General features: G+C 70.1%; 24 protein-coding genes. 19 read left to right on the forward strand and 5 right to left on the reverse strand.

The features are described 5' to 3' along the window. The first annotated feature begins 16 nt into the window (after nucleotides 1–16). The gene (locus EDC34_RS09480; RefSeq protein WP_114960473.1) at nucleotides 17–286 is read left to right on the forward strand and encodes a hypothetical protein; all 270 of its coding nucleotides are present in this window, start codon (nucleotides 17–19) and stop codon (nucleotides 284–286) included. Between the two features lie 15 nt (nucleotides 287–301). Beyond that, nucleotides 302–508 carry a hypothetical protein gene (locus EDC34_RS09485; protein WP_114960472.1) on the forward strand — a complete coding sequence of 69 codons (207 nt, stop codon included), beginning with the start codon at nucleotides 302–304 and terminating at the stop codon, nucleotides 506–508. 29 nt (nucleotides 509–537) lie between these two features. On the opposite strand, the gene EDC34_RS09490 is transcribed toward EDC34_RS09485, so the two are convergent. From EDC34_RS09490 to EDC34_RS09505, 4 genes are all read right to left on the reverse strand, one after another. Continuing rightward, nucleotides 538–1,089, reverse strand: a complete 552-nt coding sequence (locus EDC34_RS09490) for a hypothetical protein (RefSeq protein ID WP_132982880.1) — start codon at nucleotides 1,087–1,089, stop codon at nucleotides 538–540. A gap of 90 nt (nucleotides 1,090–1,179) precedes the next feature. Then, on the reverse strand, nucleotides 1,180–2,055 hold the full coding sequence (locus EDC34_RS09495) for a TIGR03915 family putative DNA repair protein (RefSeq protein WP_114960470.1): 876 nt from the start codon (nucleotides 2,053–2,055) through the stop codon (nucleotides 1,180–1,182). Beyond that, nucleotides 2,055–3,284, reverse strand: a complete 1,230-nt coding sequence (locus EDC34_RS09500; RefSeq protein ID WP_114960469.1) for a putative DNA modification/repair radical SAM protein — start codon at nucleotides 3,282–3,284, stop codon at nucleotides 2,055–2,057. The genes EDC34_RS09495 and EDC34_RS09500 overlap by 1 nt, the downstream gene beginning before the upstream one ends. A 58-nt stretch (nucleotides 3,285–3,342) precedes the next feature. Beyond that, the gene (locus tag EDC34_RS09505) at nucleotides 3,343–3,708 is read right to left on the reverse strand and encodes a helix-turn-helix transcriptional regulator (RefSeq protein ID WP_114960468.1); all 366 of its coding nucleotides are present in this window, start codon (nucleotides 3,706–3,708) and stop codon (nucleotides 3,343–3,345) included. A gap of 37 nt (nucleotides 3,709–3,745) precedes the next feature. On the opposite strand from EDC34_RS09505, the gene EDC34_RS09510 reads away from it, so the two are divergent. The 10 genes from EDC34_RS09510 to EDC34_RS09555 all read left to right on the forward strand — a co-directional run bounded on the left by EDC34_RS09510 (nucleotide 3,746) and on the right by EDC34_RS09555 (nucleotide 12,224). Then, nucleotides 3,746–5,239, forward strand: a complete 1,494-nt coding sequence (locus EDC34_RS09510; protein WP_114960467.1) for an NADP-dependent isocitrate dehydrogenase — start codon at nucleotides 3,746–3,748, stop codon at nucleotides 5,237–5,239. A gap of 26 nt (nucleotides 5,240–5,265) precedes the next feature. Then, nucleotides 5,266–6,276, forward strand: coding sequence for an L-threonylcarbamoyladenylate synthase (locus EDC34_RS09515; protein WP_114960466.1), 1,011 nt, complete (start codon nucleotides 5,266–5,268; stop codon nucleotides 6,274–6,276). A 12-nt stretch (nucleotides 6,277–6,288) separates the two neighbouring features. Next, nucleotides 6,289–7,155, forward strand: a complete 867-nt coding sequence (locus EDC34_RS09520) for a DUF6671 family protein (RefSeq protein ID WP_114960465.1) — start codon at nucleotides 6,289–6,291, stop codon at nucleotides 7,153–7,155. Between the two features lie 187 nt (nucleotides 7,156–7,342). Next, nucleotides 7,343–7,951: a sigma-70 family RNA polymerase sigma factor gene (locus EDC34_RS09525; RefSeq protein WP_114960464.1), complete on the forward strand. Its 609-nt coding sequence runs from the start codon at nucleotides 7,343–7,345 to the stop codon at nucleotides 7,949–7,951. Between the two features lie 87 nt (nucleotides 7,952–8,038). Further along, nucleotides 8,039–9,091 (forward strand): permease, encoded by a 1,053-nt coding sequence (locus tag EDC34_RS09530; RefSeq protein WP_114960463.1) that lies wholly within the window; start codon nucleotides 8,039–8,041, stop codon nucleotides 9,089–9,091. Nucleotides 9,092–9,152: 61 nt separating this feature from the next. Beyond that, entirely contained in the window at nucleotides 9,153–9,389 is a 237-nt protein-coding gene (locus tag EDC34_RS09535) for a thioredoxin family protein (RefSeq protein ID WP_114960462.1), read from the forward strand. Between the two features lie 16 nt (nucleotides 9,390–9,405). After that, entirely contained in the window at nucleotides 9,406–9,879 is a 474-nt protein-coding gene (locus EDC34_RS09540; protein WP_114960461.1) for a rhodanese-like domain-containing protein, read from the forward strand. A gap of 33 nt (nucleotides 9,880–9,912) precedes the next feature. Further along, the gene (locus tag EDC34_RS09545) at nucleotides 9,913–10,314 is read left to right on the forward strand and encodes an OsmC family protein (RefSeq protein WP_114960460.1); all 402 of its coding nucleotides are present in this window, start codon (nucleotides 9,913–9,915) and stop codon (nucleotides 10,312–10,314) included. Nucleotides 10,315–10,389: 75 nt separating this feature from the next. After that, on the forward strand, nucleotides 10,390–10,887 hold the full coding sequence (locus tag EDC34_RS09550) for a hypothetical protein (protein ID WP_132982881.1): 498 nt from the start codon (nucleotides 10,390–10,392) through the stop codon (nucleotides 10,885–10,887). Next, nucleotides 10,884–12,224 carry a GAF domain-containing protein gene (locus EDC34_RS09555; protein WP_240311102.1) on the forward strand — a complete coding sequence of 447 codons (1,341 nt, stop codon included), beginning with the start codon at nucleotides 10,884–10,886 and terminating at the stop codon, nucleotides 12,222–12,224. Before EDC34_RS09550 ends, EDC34_RS09555 begins: the two co-directional genes overlap by 4 nt. A 37-nt stretch (nucleotides 12,225–12,261) precedes the next feature. Here EDC34_RS09555 and EDC34_RS09560 read toward each other — a convergent pair whose 3' ends face one another. Then, nucleotides 12,262–12,957 (reverse strand): hemerythrin domain-containing protein, encoded by a 696-nt coding sequence (locus EDC34_RS09560; protein WP_114960458.1) that lies wholly within the window; start codon nucleotides 12,955–12,957, stop codon nucleotides 12,262–12,264. A gap of 314 nt (nucleotides 12,958–13,271) precedes the next feature. Here EDC34_RS09560 and EDC34_RS09565 point away from each other — a divergent pair, with 314 nt between their 5' ends. The 7 genes from EDC34_RS09565 (at nucleotide 13,272) to EDC34_RS09595 (ending at nucleotide 18,958) form a co-directional block, all read left to right on the forward strand. After that, entirely contained in the window at nucleotides 13,272–14,414 is a 1,143-nt protein-coding gene (locus EDC34_RS09565) for an SPFH domain-containing protein (RefSeq protein ID WP_114960457.1), read from the forward strand. 31 nt (nucleotides 14,415–14,445) lie between these two features. Next, complete coding sequence (locus EDC34_RS09570) at nucleotides 14,446–15,744, forward strand: TFIIB-type zinc ribbon-containing protein (protein ID WP_114960456.1); 1,299 nt, start codon at nucleotides 14,446–14,448, stop codon at nucleotides 15,742–15,744. Further along, entirely contained in the window at nucleotides 15,744–15,989 is a 246-nt protein-coding gene (locus tag EDC34_RS09575; RefSeq protein WP_114960455.1) for a hypothetical protein, read from the forward strand. The genes EDC34_RS09570 and EDC34_RS09575 overlap by 1 nt, the downstream gene beginning before the upstream one ends. Nucleotides 15,990–16,404: 415 nt before the next feature. Then, nucleotides 16,405–16,722, forward strand: coding sequence for a BufA1 family periplasmic bufferin-type metallophore (locus EDC34_RS09580; RefSeq protein WP_114960454.1), 318 nt, complete (start codon nucleotides 16,405–16,407; stop codon nucleotides 16,720–16,722). Nucleotides 16,723–16,740: 18 nt separating this feature from the next. Beyond that, the gene (gene bufB / locus EDC34_RS09585; protein ID WP_114960453.1) at nucleotides 16,741–17,640 is read left to right on the forward strand and encodes an MNIO family bufferin maturase; all 900 of its coding nucleotides are present in this window, start codon (nucleotides 16,741–16,743) and stop codon (nucleotides 17,638–17,640) included. Beyond that, entirely contained in the window at nucleotides 17,640–18,386 is a 747-nt protein-coding gene (locus EDC34_RS09590; protein WP_114960452.1) for an HvfC/BufC N-terminal domain-containing protein, read from the forward strand. Before bufB ends, EDC34_RS09590 begins: the two co-directional genes overlap by 1 nt. A 29-nt stretch (nucleotides 18,387–18,415) precedes the next feature. Next, on the forward strand, nucleotides 18,416–18,958 hold the full coding sequence (locus EDC34_RS09595; protein ID WP_114960451.1) for a DoxX family protein: 543 nt from the start codon (nucleotides 18,416–18,418) through the stop codon (nucleotides 18,956–18,958). Nucleotides 18,959–19,353 lie beyond the last annotated feature (395 nt).

Consider the following 19,353-nt stretch of genomic DNA (forward strand, 5'->3'; position numbering starts at 1 on the left):
CGCCACAGGAGGCTCCATGCCGCGCACCAAGACCACCCCGCCGCCGGAACCGGCGACCGGCAACCGCACCAGTCCGCTGTTCCAGGCCCGCAAGCCGGCGGAGCGCAATGCCACGCTGACCCGTGAACGGATCGCCGAGCACATGGACGCCTTCCGCAAGGCCGGCGGCACCATCGAAGTGCTCGGTACCACCCGCGCCCTGCAGCGCATCGGCCTGCCCGAGGACGCCGCGCCCGGCGCGCCGGCGGCGGCACCCGCAAGCCGCACCCGCAAACCTTCCCGCTGACCCCAGGAGCCGCCCTTGCCCAAGCCCAACTACGCATTCGAAAAGCGCCAGCGCGAGCTGGCGAAGAAGAAGAAACAGGACGAAAAGGACGCCCGCAAGCGCGAAGCGCGCGCCGCGGCGTCGCCCGACACGGCGACCGATACCGCGGAGACCGGTGCCTCCCTGCCCGACGACCCTTCCGCACCGGGTCCGCGCGTGCACCTGCGCAAACCGGGCGCCTGACCCCGGGGCATCCGGCCCGCAGGCGGACGTCAGCGCGCCTTGCGGAACAACACCGCCGCCAGCGCCCAGGGCAGCGCGAAACAGGCGGTCAGCACCAGATCGACCGGCGCGAACCGCCCCATGCCCATCGCAATACCCGCCACAGCCAGCTGCATCATCGCGGTCGCCGCCATGGCACGGACCATGCCCGGTGCACGCAATCGCGCCCGCGCGCTGCCCAGCGCCGCCACCGCGAGCACTGCGACGAACAGGGCATTGGCGGGGTCGCCCTCACGCCCGAGCATGCCGACCGCGAGGTTCACCCACGCCGTCAGCAGCGCGGTGACGACCGCCAGTGCGAACCCGGCGCGATACGCCAGCGCGCGTGCCCGGCGCAGGCCGAGTTCCAGCGCACCGCAGGCTGTCGCCAGCAGCACGCCCATCACCACGAAGTCCAGCGCCGTCCAGGCCACCCCGGCCTGCGGGTAGAACCGCATCGCCAGCGCCGGCAATAGCAGCAGCCCCGCCGCCCCGGCCCACAGCCACGGGTGCAGGCCGATCCCGCCCCGCCCGTCAAAGCCCTGCATCGTCGATCCCTGCATCACCTGTGCTCCACGCATCCGGCTGGACGCATCTGTTTGGACGTCGATGCTACGCCAGGGAACACCCGCGGCGACAGGGAATGCGGCGCGTCAGCCGCGGCCACGGCGGTCGCGATGTGGGGCAGCGGCGGCCTCCAGGCGCGGCTTGCGCGGCAGCGTTGGCGCGGACGCCAGCATCGCGCCCATGCGCGCGCCGGCATCGCGCACCAGCGCCGGGATCAACCGCGCCTCGGGCAGGTGCTTCCAGTAGCGCACCGGCATTTCCTTGCGCATCGCGTCCACCTTGAGGCGCGCGGGGTTGAAGGTGCTGGCGTAGTACACCCGCCACAGGTCTTCCAGCGCGTCATCGCCCGGCGCATCGGAACGGCTCGCGCCCGGCCCCGGATGCAGCGCGATGCCGTCCCAATAGGCGCTGCGGGAGGGCGTCAGGATCGACCAGCGCATCCCGGCGAAGCGGCGGGCGAAGAACGGCGCGACCAGCGGCAGCACGTCGTGGGCCGGTTCGAACCACGCCACGTACACCGGGCCGCCCGCGTCCACCATCTCGCGGAAGCGCACGAACGCCTTCATCTTGTGGCGCTCGCGCCGCACCGCCGAGGCCGCCGCGCGCGCCCACGCCACGTCGGGATCGGTGACGATGCCCAGCAGGGTCCGCTCGCCGCGGACCAGACGCCACAGCAGGCGGTACAGCAGCGCGTGGCGATGCGGATCCGCGTGGGCCAGCACCAGTTCGGCCAGCGCGAGGAATTCGCGCGGCACCCGTACGTCCGGCATCGGCCCAGCGTTTCCGGCAGCGGCGTTGCCGGCCGCTGGTTCCAGCGGCTCCGCCAGCGTCGCGAGCAGATCGCCCTGCATCCCGCACGCCCACTGCACCTGCGGCGGCGGCACCCGCGCCGCCAGCAGCGCGCGCGCGGCACGGCGCCACTCGCCCAGGTCCCCGCCATCGGCCAGCACGATGTGTCGCATCAGAAGCCGAACAGGTCGGGTTGCCGCGACCGCTGCGCCGCCACCAGCGCTGCGCGCAGGGCCGCGCTATCGAGGTCGGCCTGCGGGCGGTGCTCCAGCGCGGATAGGAACGGGCCGGCCTTGTCCATCGGCACGCGCAGGCGCACCAGGTCGTCGTGGCGCACGCGGCGGTGGCGGCGCAGCCGCAGCAGCTTCAGCACCGTGGCCACGCCCAGCCCCGGCACGCGCAGCAGCAGCTCGCGCGGGGCGGTGTTCACGTCCACCGGAAAGCGCTCGCGGTGGCGCAGTGCCCACGCCAGCTTCGGGTCGATGTCGAGGTCCAGCATGCCGCCTTCGCCGTCGGGCGCGATCTCGGCCACGTCGAACCCGTAGAAGCGCATCAGCCAGTCGGCCTGGTAGAGCCGGTGCTCGCGCACCAGCGGCGGCGCGCGCAGCGGCAGAGCACGCGAGGCATCGGGGATCGGGCTGAACGCCGAGAAGTACACGCGGCGCAGCCGGTAGCCGCGGTACAGCGCGTCGCTGGCGCGCAGGATGTCGCGGTCGTTGGCCGCGTCCGCGCCGACGATCATCTGGGTGCTCTGCCCGGCCGGTGCGAAGCGCGGGGCGCGGCGCTCGGCGCGGGCCTCGTCGATGCCGGCGCGCAGCCGGCCCATGGCCTGGCGGATGCCGCGGGCGTCCTTCTCCGGCGCCAGCGCCTTGAGGCCCGTCTCGGTCGGCAGCTCGACGTTGATGCTGAGCCGGTCGGCCCAGCGCCCGGCCTCGGCCAGCAGCTCCGGCGAGGCCTCAGGGATGGTCTTGAGGTGGATGTAGCCGCGGAAGTGCTCGTCCTGCCGCAGCCGGCGCGCCACCTGCACCAGCAGTTCCATCGTGTGGTCGCCGGAACGGATGATCCCCGAGGACAGGAACAACCCTTCGATGTAATTGCGGCGGTAGAAGTCCATGGTGAGCCGCACCACTTCGTCCACCCCGAAGCGCGCGCGCCGCACGTTGGAGCTGCGCCGGTTGATGCAATAGGCGCAGTCGTAGATGCAGAAGTTGGTGAGCAGGATCTTCAGCAGCGAGATGCAGCGGCCGTCCGGGGTGTAGGCATGGCAGATGCCCATGCCGCCGGTGGAGCCGATGCCGCCCTTGCCGCCGCGGGCGCCGCGGCGCGCGCCGCCGCTGGAGGAACACGAGGCATCGTATTTCGCGGCGTCCGCCAGCACCGCCAGTTTTTCTTCGATCCGCATGCCCGCAAGCGTGGGCCGCGGCGGTCTCACCGGCTGCGACGGCGCGCCGGCACGGCGGTCATTCCTCGCTGCCGATGACGGTATCGATCAGCATGCCCACGGTGCAGTGCGCCTCGTTGGGATGGCGCAGCGGGGTGTCCGGGTCGATGGTGTAGCGGTTGCGGCGGCCGTCGCGCTCGCGCAGCAGCGCGCCGGACTCCTCGAGGTCGGCCACGATCCGCTGTACCGCGCGCTCGGTGATGCCGACCCGGGCCGCCACTTCGCGCAGCAGCATGTCCGGCTCGCGCGCCAGGCAGAACAGCACGTGGCCGTGGTTGCTGAAGTAGGTCCAGTCCGGCACCGCCGCCGGCGCGGCCGCGGCCGGCGCGCGGGTGGATGCGGCCTGCTTGACAGCCGGCCGGGATTGCCCCTTAATATGCGACATGTGTTTCGTGTTTTTCATAACGTGAATAGGAGAACGCATGAACGCCCAGCTGTCACCCGCCCGCACCGCCACCGACGCCGCCACCCGCACCATCGCCGTGGCCCACGGCGACGGCATCGGCCCCGAGATCATGGACGCCGTGCTGCATGTCCTGCGCCACGTCGCCCCCAACCTGCAGCTGCAGCCGGTGACGATGGGCGAGGCCGCCTACCGCAGCGGGCATATGAACGGGATTCTCCCACAGACCTGGGACATCCTGGCCGAGCATCCGGTGCTGCTGAAGAGCCCGATGACCACCCCGCAAGGCGGCGGCTACAAGAGCATCAATGTCACCCTGCGCAAGACCCTGGGGCTGTTCGCCAACGTGCGCCCGTGCGTGGCCTATCACCCCTACGTGGACTCGCTGCACCCGGGCATGGACGTGGTGATCGTGCGCGAGAACGAGGAGGATACCTACGGCGGCATCGAGCACCGCCAGACCGACGAGGTGGTGCAGTGCCTGAAGCTGATCACCCGCCCCGGCTGCGAGCGCATCGTGCGCTACGCGTTCGAGTACGCGTTGGCGCACAGGCGGCGCAAGGTCACCTGCATGAGCAAGGACAACATCATGAAGATGACCGATGGCCTGTTCCATCGGGTGTTCGACGAGATCGCCGCGGAATACCCGCAGCTGGAGGCCGAGCACCGCATCATCGACATCGGCGCCGCGCGCATGGCCGCGCGTCCGCGCGAGTTCGACGTGGTGGTGACGCCCAACCTGTACGGCGACATCCTGTCCGACATCGCCGCCGAGGTGGCCGGCTCGATCGGGCTGGCGCCCTCGGCCAACATCGGCCTGCACGGCGCGATGTTCGAGGCGGTGCACGGCTCGGCCCCGGATATCGCCGGCAAGAACATCGCCAACCCGTCCGGGCTGTTGCTGGCCAGCGTGCAGATGCTGCTGCACCTGGGTGACACCGCGGCCGCCACCGCCATCCACAACGCCTGGCTGCGCACCCTGGAGGACGGCCTGCACACCCGCGACCTGTTCAACGAGCGCACCAGCCGGCGCTGCCTGGGCACCCGCGAGTTCGCCCACGCGGTGATCGAGCGCCTGGGCCAGGCGCCGCAGCACCTGCCGGCCGCGGATTACCGGCAGGCCCCGCCGGCCGCCCTGCGCCAGCCGCTGGATGCCGCCCCGCGCAAGCGCCAGGAGAAGCAGCTGGAAGGCGTGGACGTGTTCCTGGACTGGGACGAGGCCGGCCGCGCGCCGGATGCGCTCGCCGCGCGCCTGCAGGCGGCGCTTCCGGACGGCCTGCGCCTGGCGGTGATCACCAACCGCGGGGTGAAGGTCTGGCCGGACGGTCATCCCGATACCTTCTGCACCGACCACTGGCGCTGCCGGATCAAGGCGGTGGACGGCCAGCTGGCGCCGCGCCAGGTGCCGGAACTGCTGCTGCGCCTGGTCGAGCACGGCCTGCCGGCGATCAAGACCGAGAACCTGTACCGCTTCGACGGCCAGCCCGGGTACTCGGTCGCGCAGGGCGAATGAGCCCAGCCGATGGCACCATAGCGGGCATGGAATCCCCCCTGCCCGCCTTTGATCCCGGCAGCGATGCCGATGCCGGGATCACTGCCGCCGCCGCCCTGCTCGCCCAGGGCCGGCTGGTCGGCCTGCCCACCGAAACCGTCTATGGCCTGGCCGCCGACGCCCGCAATCCCGAGGCCGTACGCGCCATCTTCACGCTCAAGCAGCGCCCTGCGGACCATCCGCTGATCGTGCACATCGGCAGCGTGGAGGAGTTGCACGCCTGGGCGGCCGCGGTGCCGCCCGCCGCGCTGGCGCTGGCGCGCGCGTTCTGGCCCGGCCCGCTGACTCTGGTGCTGCCGGCCCGGCCCGACGTGCCGCGCGTGGTCACCGGCGGGCTGGACACCGTGGCCCTGCGGATGCCGGCACACCCCATCGCGCTGGCGCTGCTGCGCCGGTTCGGACGCGGGGTCGCGGCGCCGTCGGCCAACCGCCACCTGCACGTCAGTCCCACCACCGCCGAGCACGTGCGCGCCGAGTTCGGTGATGCTCTGCCGCTGGTGCTGGACGGCGGGCCGTGCACGGTCGGGATCGAATCGACCATCGTGGATGTCAGCACCGATCCCCCGCGCATCCTGCGGCCCGGGCGGATCAGCGCGGCCGAGATCGCCGCCTGCCTGCAGCGCGACGTGGACCTGCGCCCGGCCGCCGGCACCCGCAGCCCCGGGCTGATGAAGCGCCACTACAGCCCGCGCGCCGCGGTGGTATGCGCCCCACCCGCGGCCGTACAGACACAGGTGGAAGCCTGCCTGGCGCGCGGCCTGCGCACCGCGCAGCTTTCGGCCCTGCCACCGGCCGTCGCGCACCCGGCCTTGCTCTGGCTGGATGCCGGCAACAGCGTGGAGACCCGCATGCAACGGCTGTATGCACTGCTGCGCGAGGCCGACGCCCGCGGCGCCGAGGTCATCGTGGCCGAACTGCCGGAAGGCGACGGCACTGCCGAAGCCCTGCGCGACCGCCTGCTGCGCGCGGCCGGACAGGGCAGCGTGCCCTCGTCCTAAACGCTCACCGATATGCACGCCCCACCGCTGGACGCGCTGGTCGGACGCACCGCCGTGCTGGCCACCATGCACCACAAGGAACGGGTGATCGCTCCGCTGCTGGGCCGTTTCCTCGGCCTGCGGGTGCAGGTGCCGCCGGGGTTCGACAGCGACCGCTTCGGTACCTTCAGCCGCGAGATCGCGCGCACCGGCAGCGCGCTGGAGGCGGCGCGCGCCAAGATCGCCGCCGGCTTCGCGCAGCTGCCGGAAGCGCGCGTGGGGCTGGCCAGCGAGGGCAGCTTCGGCCCGCACCCCGAGCTGCCGTTCGTCAGCATGGGGCTGGAACTGGTACTGCTGGTCGATCGCGACAGCGGCCTGGAACTGGCCGGCTGGCATGGCGCCCCCGCCCCGTATGCGACCGGCGAGCGCATCACCGACCTTGCCGGGCTGCGTGAATTCGCCACCCGCGTCGGCTTTCCTGCGCAGGGCCTGATCGTGATGGGCATCGCCGACGGCCAACCGACGCCCACGCGCGCACTGTTCAAGCAGCTGGACACCTGGGATGCGCTGGAAGCCCGCGTGAGCACGCTGCTGGCCGAGCATGGCGAAGCCTGGGTGGAAACCGACCTGCGCGCGCACCGCTGCCCGCACCGGATGCGCCGGATCGCGCGCGCCAGCCTCGCCCTGGTGCGCGCCTGGCGCAGCCGCTGCCCGGCCTGCGGCCAGCCCGACTTCGTCCCCGGCGAGCCGGTGCGCGGGCTGCCCTGCGCCTGGTGCCTGGCCCCGACCACGCTGGCACGCGGGCATCGCCAGCACTGCCGCCACTGCGGCCACGAAGCGATCCGCCCGGTGCGGCGGATGCTGGCCGACCCTGCCCACTGCGACCGCTGCAATCCGTAACGTCCCCGCTCTGGAAGCTCTGAACAACGCCATCCAGGCGTTGTCCGCCCACGCCGAGTCCGGTACATGCCTGGACTCGGCTCACACGCTTCAATCACTTGCATGATCGATGCGCGGCCGGCCATCCATGGCCGGCGGGAACCTCTGAGTTGATCAGAGGTTCCCGCTGCCGGTGTACGCTAAACCGATGCCGGCACAGCACGCCCCCACCGATGTCGCCGCCGACTGCACGCAGCCCTTCGACTGCGTGCTCGGCGCCTGGCGGCGGTATGAAGGAGAACTGCGCGGCTTCCTGCGCCAGCGCCTGGACGCGCCCGACCTGGCAGAAGACTTGCTGCAGGAAGTATTCCTGCGCGCCCTGCGCCAGGGGCAGGGCTTTTGCCGCCTGGAGCAGCCGCGCGCCTGGCTGTTCCAGGTCGCGCGCAATGCCCTGATCGACCATGCCCGCACCACGCGCCCCCATGCGCCCCTGCCGGAGACCCTGGCGGCTCCCGGCGACGAGGAGCGCCCGCCGGTGGATGCACTGGACGCCTGCCTGGGGCGCAATCTGGCGCGCCTGTCCGCCGAAGATCGCGCCATCCTCGAGGCCTGCGACCTGCGCGGCCAGACGGTCAAGGCCTATGCCCAGCACGCCGGGTTGAGCCTGGCCGCGGCCAAATCCCGGCTCCTGCGCGCCCGCCAGCGCCTGCGCGATGCCCTGGTGCAGCACTGCCAGGTCCAGTTCGATGCCCAGGGCCGGGTGTGCTGCCACATCCCGCCCGAGGCGCGCGCTTCCGCCCCGTCGGTCGCCCCCTGAATCCTTTTCGCCCCTGCTTCGTCTTCTGGTGCATGAAGCCGGCCGCGACGCGCGGCCGGTCGATCGCTTTCCAGGAGACGAGCCCCGATGCATGCCACCGTTGCCCCGACCCCGACCCTGCGCTGGCCGCAGCGCCATCCGCGCCTGTTCCTGGCCGGTGGGGCGCTGCTGTGGTGGGCGCTGTACCGCATCCTCGAACCACTCTCGGAAACCGTGGTGGGGTGGCTGCCGGTCGCGCGCGATAGCCACCTCGGCAGCGCGCTGCAGTTTTTCTTCTACGACACCCCGAAGGTCCTGCTGCTCCTGACCGGGATCGTGTTCCTGATGGGCATGGTCAACAGCTATTTCACCCCGGAGCGCACCCGCGCGCTGCTGGCCGGGCGGCGGGAAGGCATCGGCAACGTGATGGCCGCAAGCCTGGGCATCGTGACGCCGTTCTGCTCGTGCTCGGCGGTGCCGCTGTTCATCGGCTTCGTGCAGGCGGGCATCCCGCTGGGGGTGACCTTCTCGTTCCTGATCGCAGCGCCAATGGTCAACGAAGTGGCGCTGACCCTGCTGTTCGGCCTCTTCGGCTGGAAGATCGCGGCGCTGTACCTGGGGCTGGGCCTGGCGGTGGCGATCGTCGCCGGCTGGGTGATCGGCCGGCTGAAGATGGAAGCGCATCTGGAGGACTGGGTCCGCGAGATGCCGCGCGTGAGTGCCGCCGTCACCGACACCGGCATGTCCTTGGGCGAGCGCCTGCACGCCGGCTTTGCCAGCGTGCGCGAAATCGTCGGCAAGGTCTGGCCCTACATCCTGGCCGGCATCGCCATCGGCGCCGGCATCCACGGCTATGTGCCGGAGAACCTGATGGCCTCGATCATGGGCCGCGATGCCTGGTGGGCGGTGCCGCTGGCGGTGCTGATCGGGGTGCCGATGTACACCAATGCCGCCGGGGTGATCCCGATCGTGCAGGCGCTGCTGGCCAAGGGCGCCGCGCTGGGCACGGTGCTGGCCTTCATGATGAGCGTGATCGCGCTGTCGCTGCCGGAGATGGTGATCCTGCGCAAGGTGCTGAAAGTGCGCCTGATCGCGACCTTCGTCGCGGTGGTCACCAGCGGCATCCTGCTGGTCGGCTACGTGTTCAACGCGATCCTGTGAGCGCCCATCCCTGCCCCCATCCCCTCCAACCAAGCATCCAACGACGCAAGGAGAATGCACGATGAAAACCGTCAAGGTCCTGGGCACCGGCTGCGCGAACTGCAAGACCACGGTCGCGCTGATCGAGGACGTGGCCCGCGCCAAAAGCATTCCGGTCACGGTCGAAAAGGTGGAGGACATCCGCCAGATCATGGGCTATGGCGTGATGAGCACGCCCGGCGTCGTGGTCGACGGCAAGGTGGTGCATGCCGGCGGAATCCCGGCGCGCGAGCGCATCGAACAGTGGTTGAGCCAGTAAGCACGAGGAGGCCCACATGAACGACACCTACAAAGAGCTGTCGGAAGTCCCCCAGTTCTGCCCGACCCTGACCCGGCGCAAGCTCGAGGAAGAAAACGCGCTGCTGGTGGATGTGCGCGAACCGGATGAGGTCGCCGCCTTTGCCTTCGATGTGCCCAGCCAGATGCAAATTCCGCTGAGCGCGCTGCCGCAGCGCCTGCACGAGCTTCCGCGCGACCGCCTGCTGATCCTGGCCTGCGCGGGCGGCCAGCGCAGCCTGAAGGCCGCATACTTCCTGTCGTATCACGGCTTTTCCCAGGTCGCCAATCTGGACGGCGGGTTGGAGAAGTGGGCGCGCAAGGACTTTCCCGTCCGCGGCCAGGCCACCGCGTCCTGCTGCGCCGGCGGGGAATGCTGCGCGCCGTCCACGCAGGATGCCTCCGCAGCGGCTAGCGGCGGATGCTGCACACCTGCTGCGGAACCGGCCGCAGCCTCGCAAAGCTGCTGCTAAGCCACTGAGAACCCCATGGAAACACCGCCGAAAATGACGTTCACGGTCCGCGCCCGCCGGGTGGATGCACACGGCAGCACGGCCCAGTGCAAATCCGCCGAGCTCGTGCTGGACACCGATCTTGCGGGCCGCAGCGATGCCTTCAACCCGGCCGAGCTGCTGCTGGCCGCGCTGGCGGCCTGCATGCTCAAGGGCATCGAACGGGTGACGCCGATCCTGCACTTCTCGCTGCGCGGGGTGGAAGTCCGCATCCACGGCGTGCGCCAGGACGTGCCGCCGCGCATGGAATCGATCGACTACGAGATCCTCGTCGATACCGACGAGGATGCGCGCCGGCTGGAGCTGCTGCACGAGAACGTGAAGAAATACGGCACCGTGTTCAACACGGTGGCCCCCGGTACCCGGCTGCAAGGCGTGCTGCGCCGCGCCACCTGAGCGCCCTCATGCCCAGGGGCGTGATCGGGCGGAACCGACGGTATCATCCGTCCGGTTCCATCCATGCCGCATGCGATGCCCATCCGCTCCGCCCCTGATTGGCTAGATGCCGACCGCGCCGCGTTCATGCAGGCGGCGGTGTCGATGAGCCTGGGCGCGCGCGACGCGGCGCTGCGGCCGTCGGTGACCCGCGGGGTGGGCTGCCGGGTGCTGGCGGACGGCGAGGTGCGGGTGTTCGTCAATGCCGCGCTGGCCGGCCCCCTGGCGGACGACGTGGCGACCAACGGCCAGGTGGCGGTGGTGTTCTCGGACATCGTCAGCCACCGCACCCTGCAGGTGAAGGCGACGGATGCGCGGGTGCAGGCGCTGGATGCCGAGGACCACGCGGCGGTGGACGCCTACGTGCGCGCGTTCGGGGCGACGGTGGTCGGCTATGGCTATCCGGAGGCGATCCCGCTGGCGATCCTGCACGCGCCGCCGGAGGACCGCATCGCCATCGTCTGCCACCCCCGCGAAGGCTTCGAGCAGACCCCGGGCCCGCAGGCCGGGCAGCGGCTGGAGGGCGCCCGGTGAGCCTGGACCTGTTCGCCATCCGCGCGTGCATGGAAGGCGGCATCCCGGCGGTGGTCGCCACCTGCGCGGCCGACGGCACGCCCAACATCAGCTACGTCTCGCAGATCCATCTGGTGGACGCCGGCCACGTGGCGCTGTCGTTCCAGTTCTTCAACAAGACCCGCCAGAACGTGCTGGCCAATCCACAGGCCACCGCGTTCGTCATCAACCCCGAGACCGGCGCGCGCTACCGCTTGCACCTGCGCTACCTGCGCACCGAAAGCGAAGGCCCGCTGTTCGAAAGCATGAAGGCGCGGTTGGCCGGGATCGCCTCGCACTCGGGCATGGCCGGCGTGTTCCACCTGCGCGGCAGCGACATCTACGCGGTGGAGGCGCTGCAGGCGGTGGGCGATGCGGCGCCGGCGGCCGCGCGCCACAAGCGGCTGCTGCCACAGGTACGCGCCACCTGCGCGCAGCTGGCGCGCGCGGAGACCATGGCCGGGCTGTTCGAGCTGCTGCTGGAGGCACTGGACACCCGCTTCGACATCCGCCACGCGATGGTGCTGCTGCGCGACCGCGGGCGCGGACGCCTGTTCGTGGTCGCCAGCCGCGGCTACCCGACCTCGGGCGTGGGCTCGGAGATCCCCGACGGTGCCGGCGTCATCGGCGTCGCCGCGCAACAGCGGGTGCCGATCCGCATCAACTACAGCGCCGCCGACTACGCCTACGGGCGCGCGGTGCGCGACAGCGCGCTGGCGCGCGGGCTGGCCGAGCCGCTGGAACTGGCGATCCCGTTCCCCGGCCTGGCCGAACCCGGCAGCCAACTGGCGGTGCCGGTGCTGCTGGGCGAGGAAGCGATCGGCCTGGTGTACGTGGAAAGCCCGGAGGAAGCGCGCTTCAACCACGACGACGAGGACGCGCTGTGCACCCTCGCCGGCACCCTGGCCTGGGCGGTCCGCGCGCTGGAGGACTGCGCCGACACCGAGGACGAAGCGCCGGCCCCGGCGCGGGCACCGACGCGCGCCAGCGACGTCGTGCCACTGCAGGTGCGCCGCTACCTGCGCGACAACAGCCTGTTCCTCGATGACGACTACCTGATCAAGGGCGTCGCCGGCGCCATCCTGTGGCGGCTGCTGCAGGCCTATACCGCGGAAGGCCGGGTCGATTTCAGCAACCGCGAGCTGCGCCGCGACGCCGCGATCGGCCTGCCCGACATCAGCGACAACCTGGAGGCGCGGCTGATCCTGCTGGGCAAGCGGCTGGCCGAGCGCGGCGGCAGCCTGCGGCTGGAAAAAACCGGCCGCGGGCGGCTGCGGCTGCAGGTCGGGCGACCGGTGGTGCTGGTCGAGATCGCCTGAACCTCGCCGCGTCCAGGCGTGCGCCCGGCCCACGCGCTCAGGCCGCGATGGCCGCAGCCGCGGACAGCCCAAGGGCCTCCGCCAGCCGGCGCTGCGCACGCGTATCCAGCAGCGTGCACAGCGAGGCGTAGATGCCGTCGAATGCCTCCGCCGGCACGCTTTGGCGCAGGCCGCCCAGCAGCCGGACGCGATCGCGGGTAGGCACCGCTGGCAGCATCGCATGCAGATACAGTGCCTTCTTCTCCGGCGGCAGCGCGCCCACCAGCGCCTGCTCGATCGCCACGATCTCGGCATCCTCGTAGGCCGACCACAGCACCGCGTTGTGGTGCTCTTCCTCGTGGCGCATGTGGGTGAGGTTGTCCTGCACGAACAGGTCGAACAGCACGTACAGGCGGTCGGCCAGGCCCTGGCGCAGGTCCGGCGCGGCCGCCAGCAGCGCCGCGCAGGCCTCGCGCAGCAGCTGGATGTCGTCCTCGTGGTGCACGTGCTCCTCGGCGATGCGGAGGGCCGACCCCGGCACCCGCGCCTCCATCGCCGGATGGATGAAGGCGTTCTCGGCCGTCAGGTGGCCGTGCATCATCGCCAGCGTGGTGTTCACCTCGGCCTCCAGCTCGCGCAGGCTGGCCGGATCGTCCACGTCCACCTGGCCGATCGCCACCAGGGTGCGGGACAGGCGGGCGCGCAGCGCCTTGTGGATGACTTCGTAGATGTTGTAGCGGGACTGCATCTGCATGAAATGGAACTCCGGAATGGGTGATGGGTGGGCATGCCGCCGCGGCAGCAACGCCGCCGGGAGGGCAACGCGATGCACGCTACCGGCCCGACGCGGAGTTCGTTGCTAAATGATGGCTAAGGGTTTCCTAAATCTTTCCTAAGATCCGATGGCGACCGGATTCAGGCGCGGAGCGCCCGCGTTGGCCGGGTGCCGGCGCGCTTGCCGTGTCCTGCCTGCGTCATCCCCGCGTGGTGACATGTGTGACCTCTGCGGGCCATCTGCAGGCGTTATCCTTCCGGCCGGCCATACGGTCTTTGCATTGGAGTACACCCATGGGTCTTGTTCAGGCGATGAAAGGCGCGGTCGGCGGCATGCTGGGCGACCAGTGGAAGGACTTCCTCACCATCCCCGACGGTCTTCCCCCGACCGCCGCGCTGTTCGCCGCGGTGCCGCGCGGCACCAATGCCGGGCGCGGTTCCAACGTGCACGGCTCGGCCAACATCATCAGCAATGGCTCGAAGATCGTGGTGCCGGAAGGCTATGGCCTGCTGCTGATGCAGGACGGCAAGATCACCGCGCTGGCGGCCGAGCCCGGCGGCTACGAGTGGCGCTCGGACGATGTGCAGTCGAAGTCGATCTTCGCCGGCGACGGGCTGCTTGATTCGCTGGTGATGCAGAGCTGGGAGCGCTTCAAGTTCGGCGGCATCCCCGGCAGCCAGCAGCTGGCGTTCTTCGTCTCGCTGAAGGAGCTGCCCGACAACCGCTTCGGCACCCAGTCCGAGATCTACTGGGACGACGGCTTCCTGGGCACCCAGGTGGGCGCCATCACCCGCGGCTCCTACACCCTGAAGATCGTCGATCCGATCCTGTTCGTGAAGAACTTCGTGCCGGCCAGCTACCTGCAGCCGGGCCGCGTGTTCGACTTCACCGACCTCGACAACGCCGCCGCCGCGCAGCTGTTCAACGAGGTGGTGGCCTCGCTGGCGCCGGCGTTCAGCCGCTATACCAACGACCCGGCCAAGGGCAACCGCATCACCCGCATCCAGCAGGATTCGGTGGGCTTCGCGCAGAGCCTGGCCGAGGCGGTGGAAGCCGGCTACCAGTGGAAGGCCGAACGCGGGCTGGCGATCGTCAAGACCGCGATCGTCTCGATCGAGTACGACGCCAACACCCGCGAGCTGCTGAAGACCGTGCAGCGCGCGGATGCGCTGTCCGGCGCGCGCGGCAACTCCAACCTGCAGGCCAGCGTGGCGCAGGGCATCCAGTCGGCCGGCGAGAACGGCGGCGCGGCCGGGATCGTCGGGCTTGGCATGGCCTCGGGCATGCTGGGCGGCATCGGCGGCCTGCAGCAGCCGGCCACGCCAGCCGGCGACGACCCGGTGGCGAAGCTAAAGAAGGCCAAGGAAATGCTCGACCTCGGGCTGATCACCCAGGCCGACTACGACGCGCTCAAGGCCAAGGCGCTGGGCCTGTAATCCGCGCCTCCCGCACGCCGCCCCGCCTGCCATGCCGACCACCCCACCGCCGCCCGCGCCCACCGGCCCGGGCTCGCCGCGCGACGTGCCGCCCGCGCCGGGCAGCCTGCCGCTGGATCCCGACACCCTGCCCGGCCCGGTCCGCGACGAACTGCTGGCGCCCGACCCGGTCGCCATCGACACCGCCGCCGAGGAACTGAAGGACGGCCTCAACCGCTGCCCCAAGTGCGGGGCCAGCGACATCCGCCAGAAGCCGGGCAGCGACCTGCTGATCTGCCTGTACTGCCGGCACGAGTGGCATGCCGAGCGGGTCGAGGAGGCATTCGGGCTGGGCGAGGGCATCGACCAGCTGCACGGCACGGTGATCGCCTCCGGCGCGCGCGACATCGCCGCCGGCAGCGCGGCCCTGGTCAGCTTCAAATGCGCCGGCTGCGGAGCCGAGGCCACGGTCAACACCGAGAACGCGATGACGGCACGCTGCCACTGGTGCAGGCACGTGTTCGGCGTGAACGAGCAGATCGCCAACGGCGCGGTGCCGGACGCGGTGCTGCCCTTCCACATCCGCAAGGAGGATGCGGTGGCGCGCATCCGCCAGTTCGTGGACAAGCGCCGGCTGTTCGCGCTCAAGGAATTCAAGGAGCAATTCACGCCCGAGAACGTCACCGGCGTGTACCTGCCGTACATGATCGTGGACGCCAATGCCAGCGCCGAGGTGGCCGGCTTTGGTGAGATCGAGACCCGCCGCTACACCCGCGGCAGCGACAACGACAAGAAGACCTACTACGACGCCGACGTGTACGCGGTGGAGCGCCAGGTGGCGTTCACGGTGGACGACCTGCCGCTGGAATCCTCGCGCAGCCGCGGCAACCTCGATGTCCGGGTCAACACCAACAACATCATCAACGCGATCCTGCCGTTCGACACCAAGAACGCGGTGAAGTGGAACGCCTCCTACCTGTCCGGCTTCAGCTCCGAGAAGCGCGACCTCGACGTGGCGCAGCTGATGCCGGTGCTGGACGACCAGCTGCTGTCGATCGCGCGCGCGCAGGTGGAAGGCTCGGTGCGCCGCTACGACCGCGGCGTGCGCTGGGAGGAAGAGGCGATCGACGTGCACGGCAGCCGCTGGGTGGCCATGTACCTGCCGGTGTGGCTGTACTCCTACCACCAACCCGGGCCGAACGGCGGGATGCTGCACTACATCGCGGTCAACGGCCGCACCGGCGAGACCATGGGCAGCATCCCGATCCAGCACTGGAAGCTGCTGCTGGCCGCGCTCACCCTCGGCACCGTGCTGGAAACCCTGGCCATCTGGATCGTGGGGCACACCTGATGAGCGATAACAGCGCACTCTGGCTGCTGCTGGGCCCGGCCGGCGCCACCGGCTTCTACTGGGCGATGTACCGCTATTACCGCAACACCGACAAATCGCACGCGTTCGAGCGCGAGACCCGGGTGCAGGCGCAGCCGGTCACCGGCAGCGACCGCAAGGTGGACACCATCATCGGCACCCGCGAACCCCGCATCCGCGGCGACAACGTGCACGACTACCGCCAGCGCGTACGGCGACGGCGCTGAGGCGCACCTGGCCACGGTCGCGCAGCGGCGGCACGCGACTCGCAACGGACACCGCCTTGCCCTTGCCGGGCGGCGCCACGCCATCGCCACAATCCACAGGCCCTCGCCGCACCGCCGAAGGCTCCGCACGCAACACCAGGCGAAACCGCACTGCCTGTTTCCCGAGGTCCCGCCGTGTTTTGCCGCGGCGCCCGACGCATGCCTGCGGCGCGGCCCGGCAGACCCCGCGCAGCGGCGCCCGCCGCGGCTTCGCCTTCACTCGACCGCAGCCGGACCAGAAGATTGCGAGGAACGGGTGTAAGAACCGCGCCCCCTGCCCCGACCAAGCCCCTGTCCACGGAGACCGTCGCCCTGCGATCTGGCTTCGCTGGGCGCGCACGACATCCAGACATCCACGATCCGACAGGAGCTTCCCATGAAATCCAGCACCCAGGCCACCCTCGCCCTCGCCCTCGGCACCCTGCTCACCGCCGCCGCCCTGCCGGCCGCCGCGCAGGATATGAAGTCCGGCGGCCACGACATGATGGCCGGCAAGGAAAAATGCTTCGGCGTCGCCATGAAGGCCAAGAACGACTGCAAGGCGGGCGCGGGCACCACCTGCGCGGGGACGGCCAAGAAGGACTACCAGGGCAACGCCTGGAAATACGTGCCGGCCGGCACCTGCGAGAAGACCGCCTCGCCGACCTCGCCGACCGGCTTCGGCCAGCTGGCCGCGTTCACGGAAAAGGCGTAAGTCCGGGAGCGCCGTGCGATGACGCTGCCCCATCCCCTCCCCGAAACGTCACGCACGGCGCTGCCGCCACGCCCCGGGCTCGGGCTCAAGCCCGAGCACGTGGCCGACATCCTCGCCACCGGGCCCGATCTCGGTTTCTTCGAAGTACACGCCGAAAACTACATGGTGGACGGCGGTGCCTTCCACCAGCAGCTGGGCGCGATCCGCGAGCGCTACTGCCTGTCGGTGCACGGTGTCGGGCTGTCGATCGGCGGCGAGGCGCCCCTCGACCACGCCCACCTGCAGCGGCTGCGCGCCTTGCTCCGGCGCTACCAGCCGCAGGCTTTCTCGGAGCACCTGGCCTGGTCCAGCCACGGCCGCAATTTCTACAACGACCTGTTGCCACTGCCTTATACCGAGTCCACGCTGCGCCGCACATGCGCGCACATCGACCAGGTGCAGTCCACCCTCGGCCGCAGGCTGCTGCTGGAGAACCCGGCGACCTACGTCGAGTTCTCCGCATCCACCTGGGATGAGGCCGATTTCATCGCCGAGGTCGTGCGCCGCACCGGTTGCGGCCTGCTGCTCGACGTCAACAATGCTTATGTCAGCGCCATCAATCACGCCCGCAACGTGGTGGCGTACCTGCAACGGCTGCCACTGGAGGCGGTTGCCGAAATCCACCTGGCCGGCTTTACCGAAGAGCGCGAGGCCACCGGGGAACGGCTGCTGATCGACAGCCACGGCGCGCCGATCGCCGATCCCGTCTGGCGCCTCTACCGGCACGTGATCCAGCGCTGCGGGCCGCTGCCCACCCTGATCGAGCGCGACCAGGACATCCCGCCCCTCCCGGTGCTGCTGGCCGAGGCGCAGTGCGCGCAGCGGATCCTGGAGGCGTCAACGCGTCCATCGGAAAATGCGCTGCTGGAGGCGGTGTGATGGATGCCTTCGCCCGCGCCCTGCTCGATCCGGAGCGCTCCCCGCCCCCGGACATCACGGTGCGCGCAGGTGCCGATCCGGCCGCGCGTTTCGCGGTCTACCGCAACAACGTCGCGGCCTCGTTGATCGAGGCACTCGCCGACACCTACCCGGTCGTGCGCCAACTGGTGGGGGATGCGTTCTTCCACGCCATGGCGCGCGACTACCTGCGCCAGCATCCGCCCGTATCGCCGGTGTTGGCGCACTATGGCGACCGCTTTCCCGACTTCATCGCCGGCTTTGCCGCGGCCGCGACGCTGCCCTATCTACCCGACGTGGCGCGCCTGGAGTGGGCCTATGTCCACGCCTTCCACGCTGCCGATGCGGAAGCCCTGCCGCCACAGGCGCTGGCCGAACGCCTCGCACAGCCGGCGCTGCTGGCGCGGACATGCCTGCGTTTCGCCCCGGCCGTACAGCTGGTCCGCTCGGCGTATCCGGTGGTTTCGCTATGGCAGGCGCACCAGACCGACGGCGAAGTGGAGCTGGCCGGCATCGACTTGGCGTGCGGCGAGGCGGCGCTGCTGGTGCGCCCGCAATGGACGGTGCAGATCGTCCCCACCACCATGCAGACCGCCGACTTCCTGGCCGCCCTGATCGCCGGTGCTTCCCTGGGCACCGCATTCGAATCCTCCGGATTGCAGGGCGAGCGTCCACTGATCGACATCTTCCAATGCCTGCTTGCCAACGCCGCGCTGACGGCGCTTTAGCCTGCATGCCATGAAATCGAGAGAACCGCATGACACCGCAATCCGTCGCCTGGCCCATTCGCTCACTGCAATCGCTTATCGCGCTGTTCTCCCGAATCCCGCACTCGCTGATCGCTTTCGTGGGCCGTTTTTCGATCGCAGCAGTGTTCTGGCTCTCCGGGCAGACCAAGGTCGAGGGCCTGGCCGTGAACCTGGTCGAGGGTGAATTCCACTTGGGCTGGCCGCACCTGTCCGACAGCGCGCTGGAGCTGTTCCGTACCGAATACGCGCTTCCCCTGCTGCCTCCGGACGTGGCGGCGCTGATGGCTGCCAGCGCCGAGCATGTGTTCTCCATCCTGCTGCTAATAGGGCTCGCCACCCGTTTTTCCGCGCTCGGCCTGCTGGGCATGACCGCGGTGATCGAACTCTTCGTCTATCCGGATGCCTATCCCACCCACGGCACCTGGGCCGCCTTGCTGTTGTACCTGATCGCGAAAGGCCCTGGCGTGTTCTCGCTGGACCACCTGATCGCGCAGCGCTGGATGCCGCAAGCTGGACGCAAGACGCCCCGGACTGCTGGGCAAACCCGCTAGCACTGCGCTGATCGCGGGTTCTCCGCGCCAGTCGATGAATACACCAGGCCCGGCAACCAAGGCGCGCGAACCGAAACAGGCGCCGGTTTGACCGACACGGCACGGAATTCATCCGTGTACTGCTTGTTGTTGGTACTCGTTGCTGGCCAGGCCGGAGTTGACACGCAGCAGGTCCACAGCGCTCCACAGGCGCTTTTCGATGGCTTCGATGGTCTGGAGTTGGCTCATGGTGTCTGTTGGGGTTGGGGCTGGTCGCGGCCGGGAGGGCGGTCGCCAGCCCAGGGGTCCAGCGCAATGAAAGGTAATTCCTAGCCAAACCGGACCAGATCAACGAGGATTTGGTCATGAAGCGATGCCCTTCGTGCGAGGGGACAAGGCACTACAAGCTGGCCGAT

This window comes from Thermomonas haemolytica (assembly GCF_004346265.1).
Taxonomy (GTDB): Bacteria; Pseudomonadota; Gammaproteobacteria; order Xanthomonadales; family Xanthomonadaceae; genus Thermomonas; species Thermomonas haemolytica.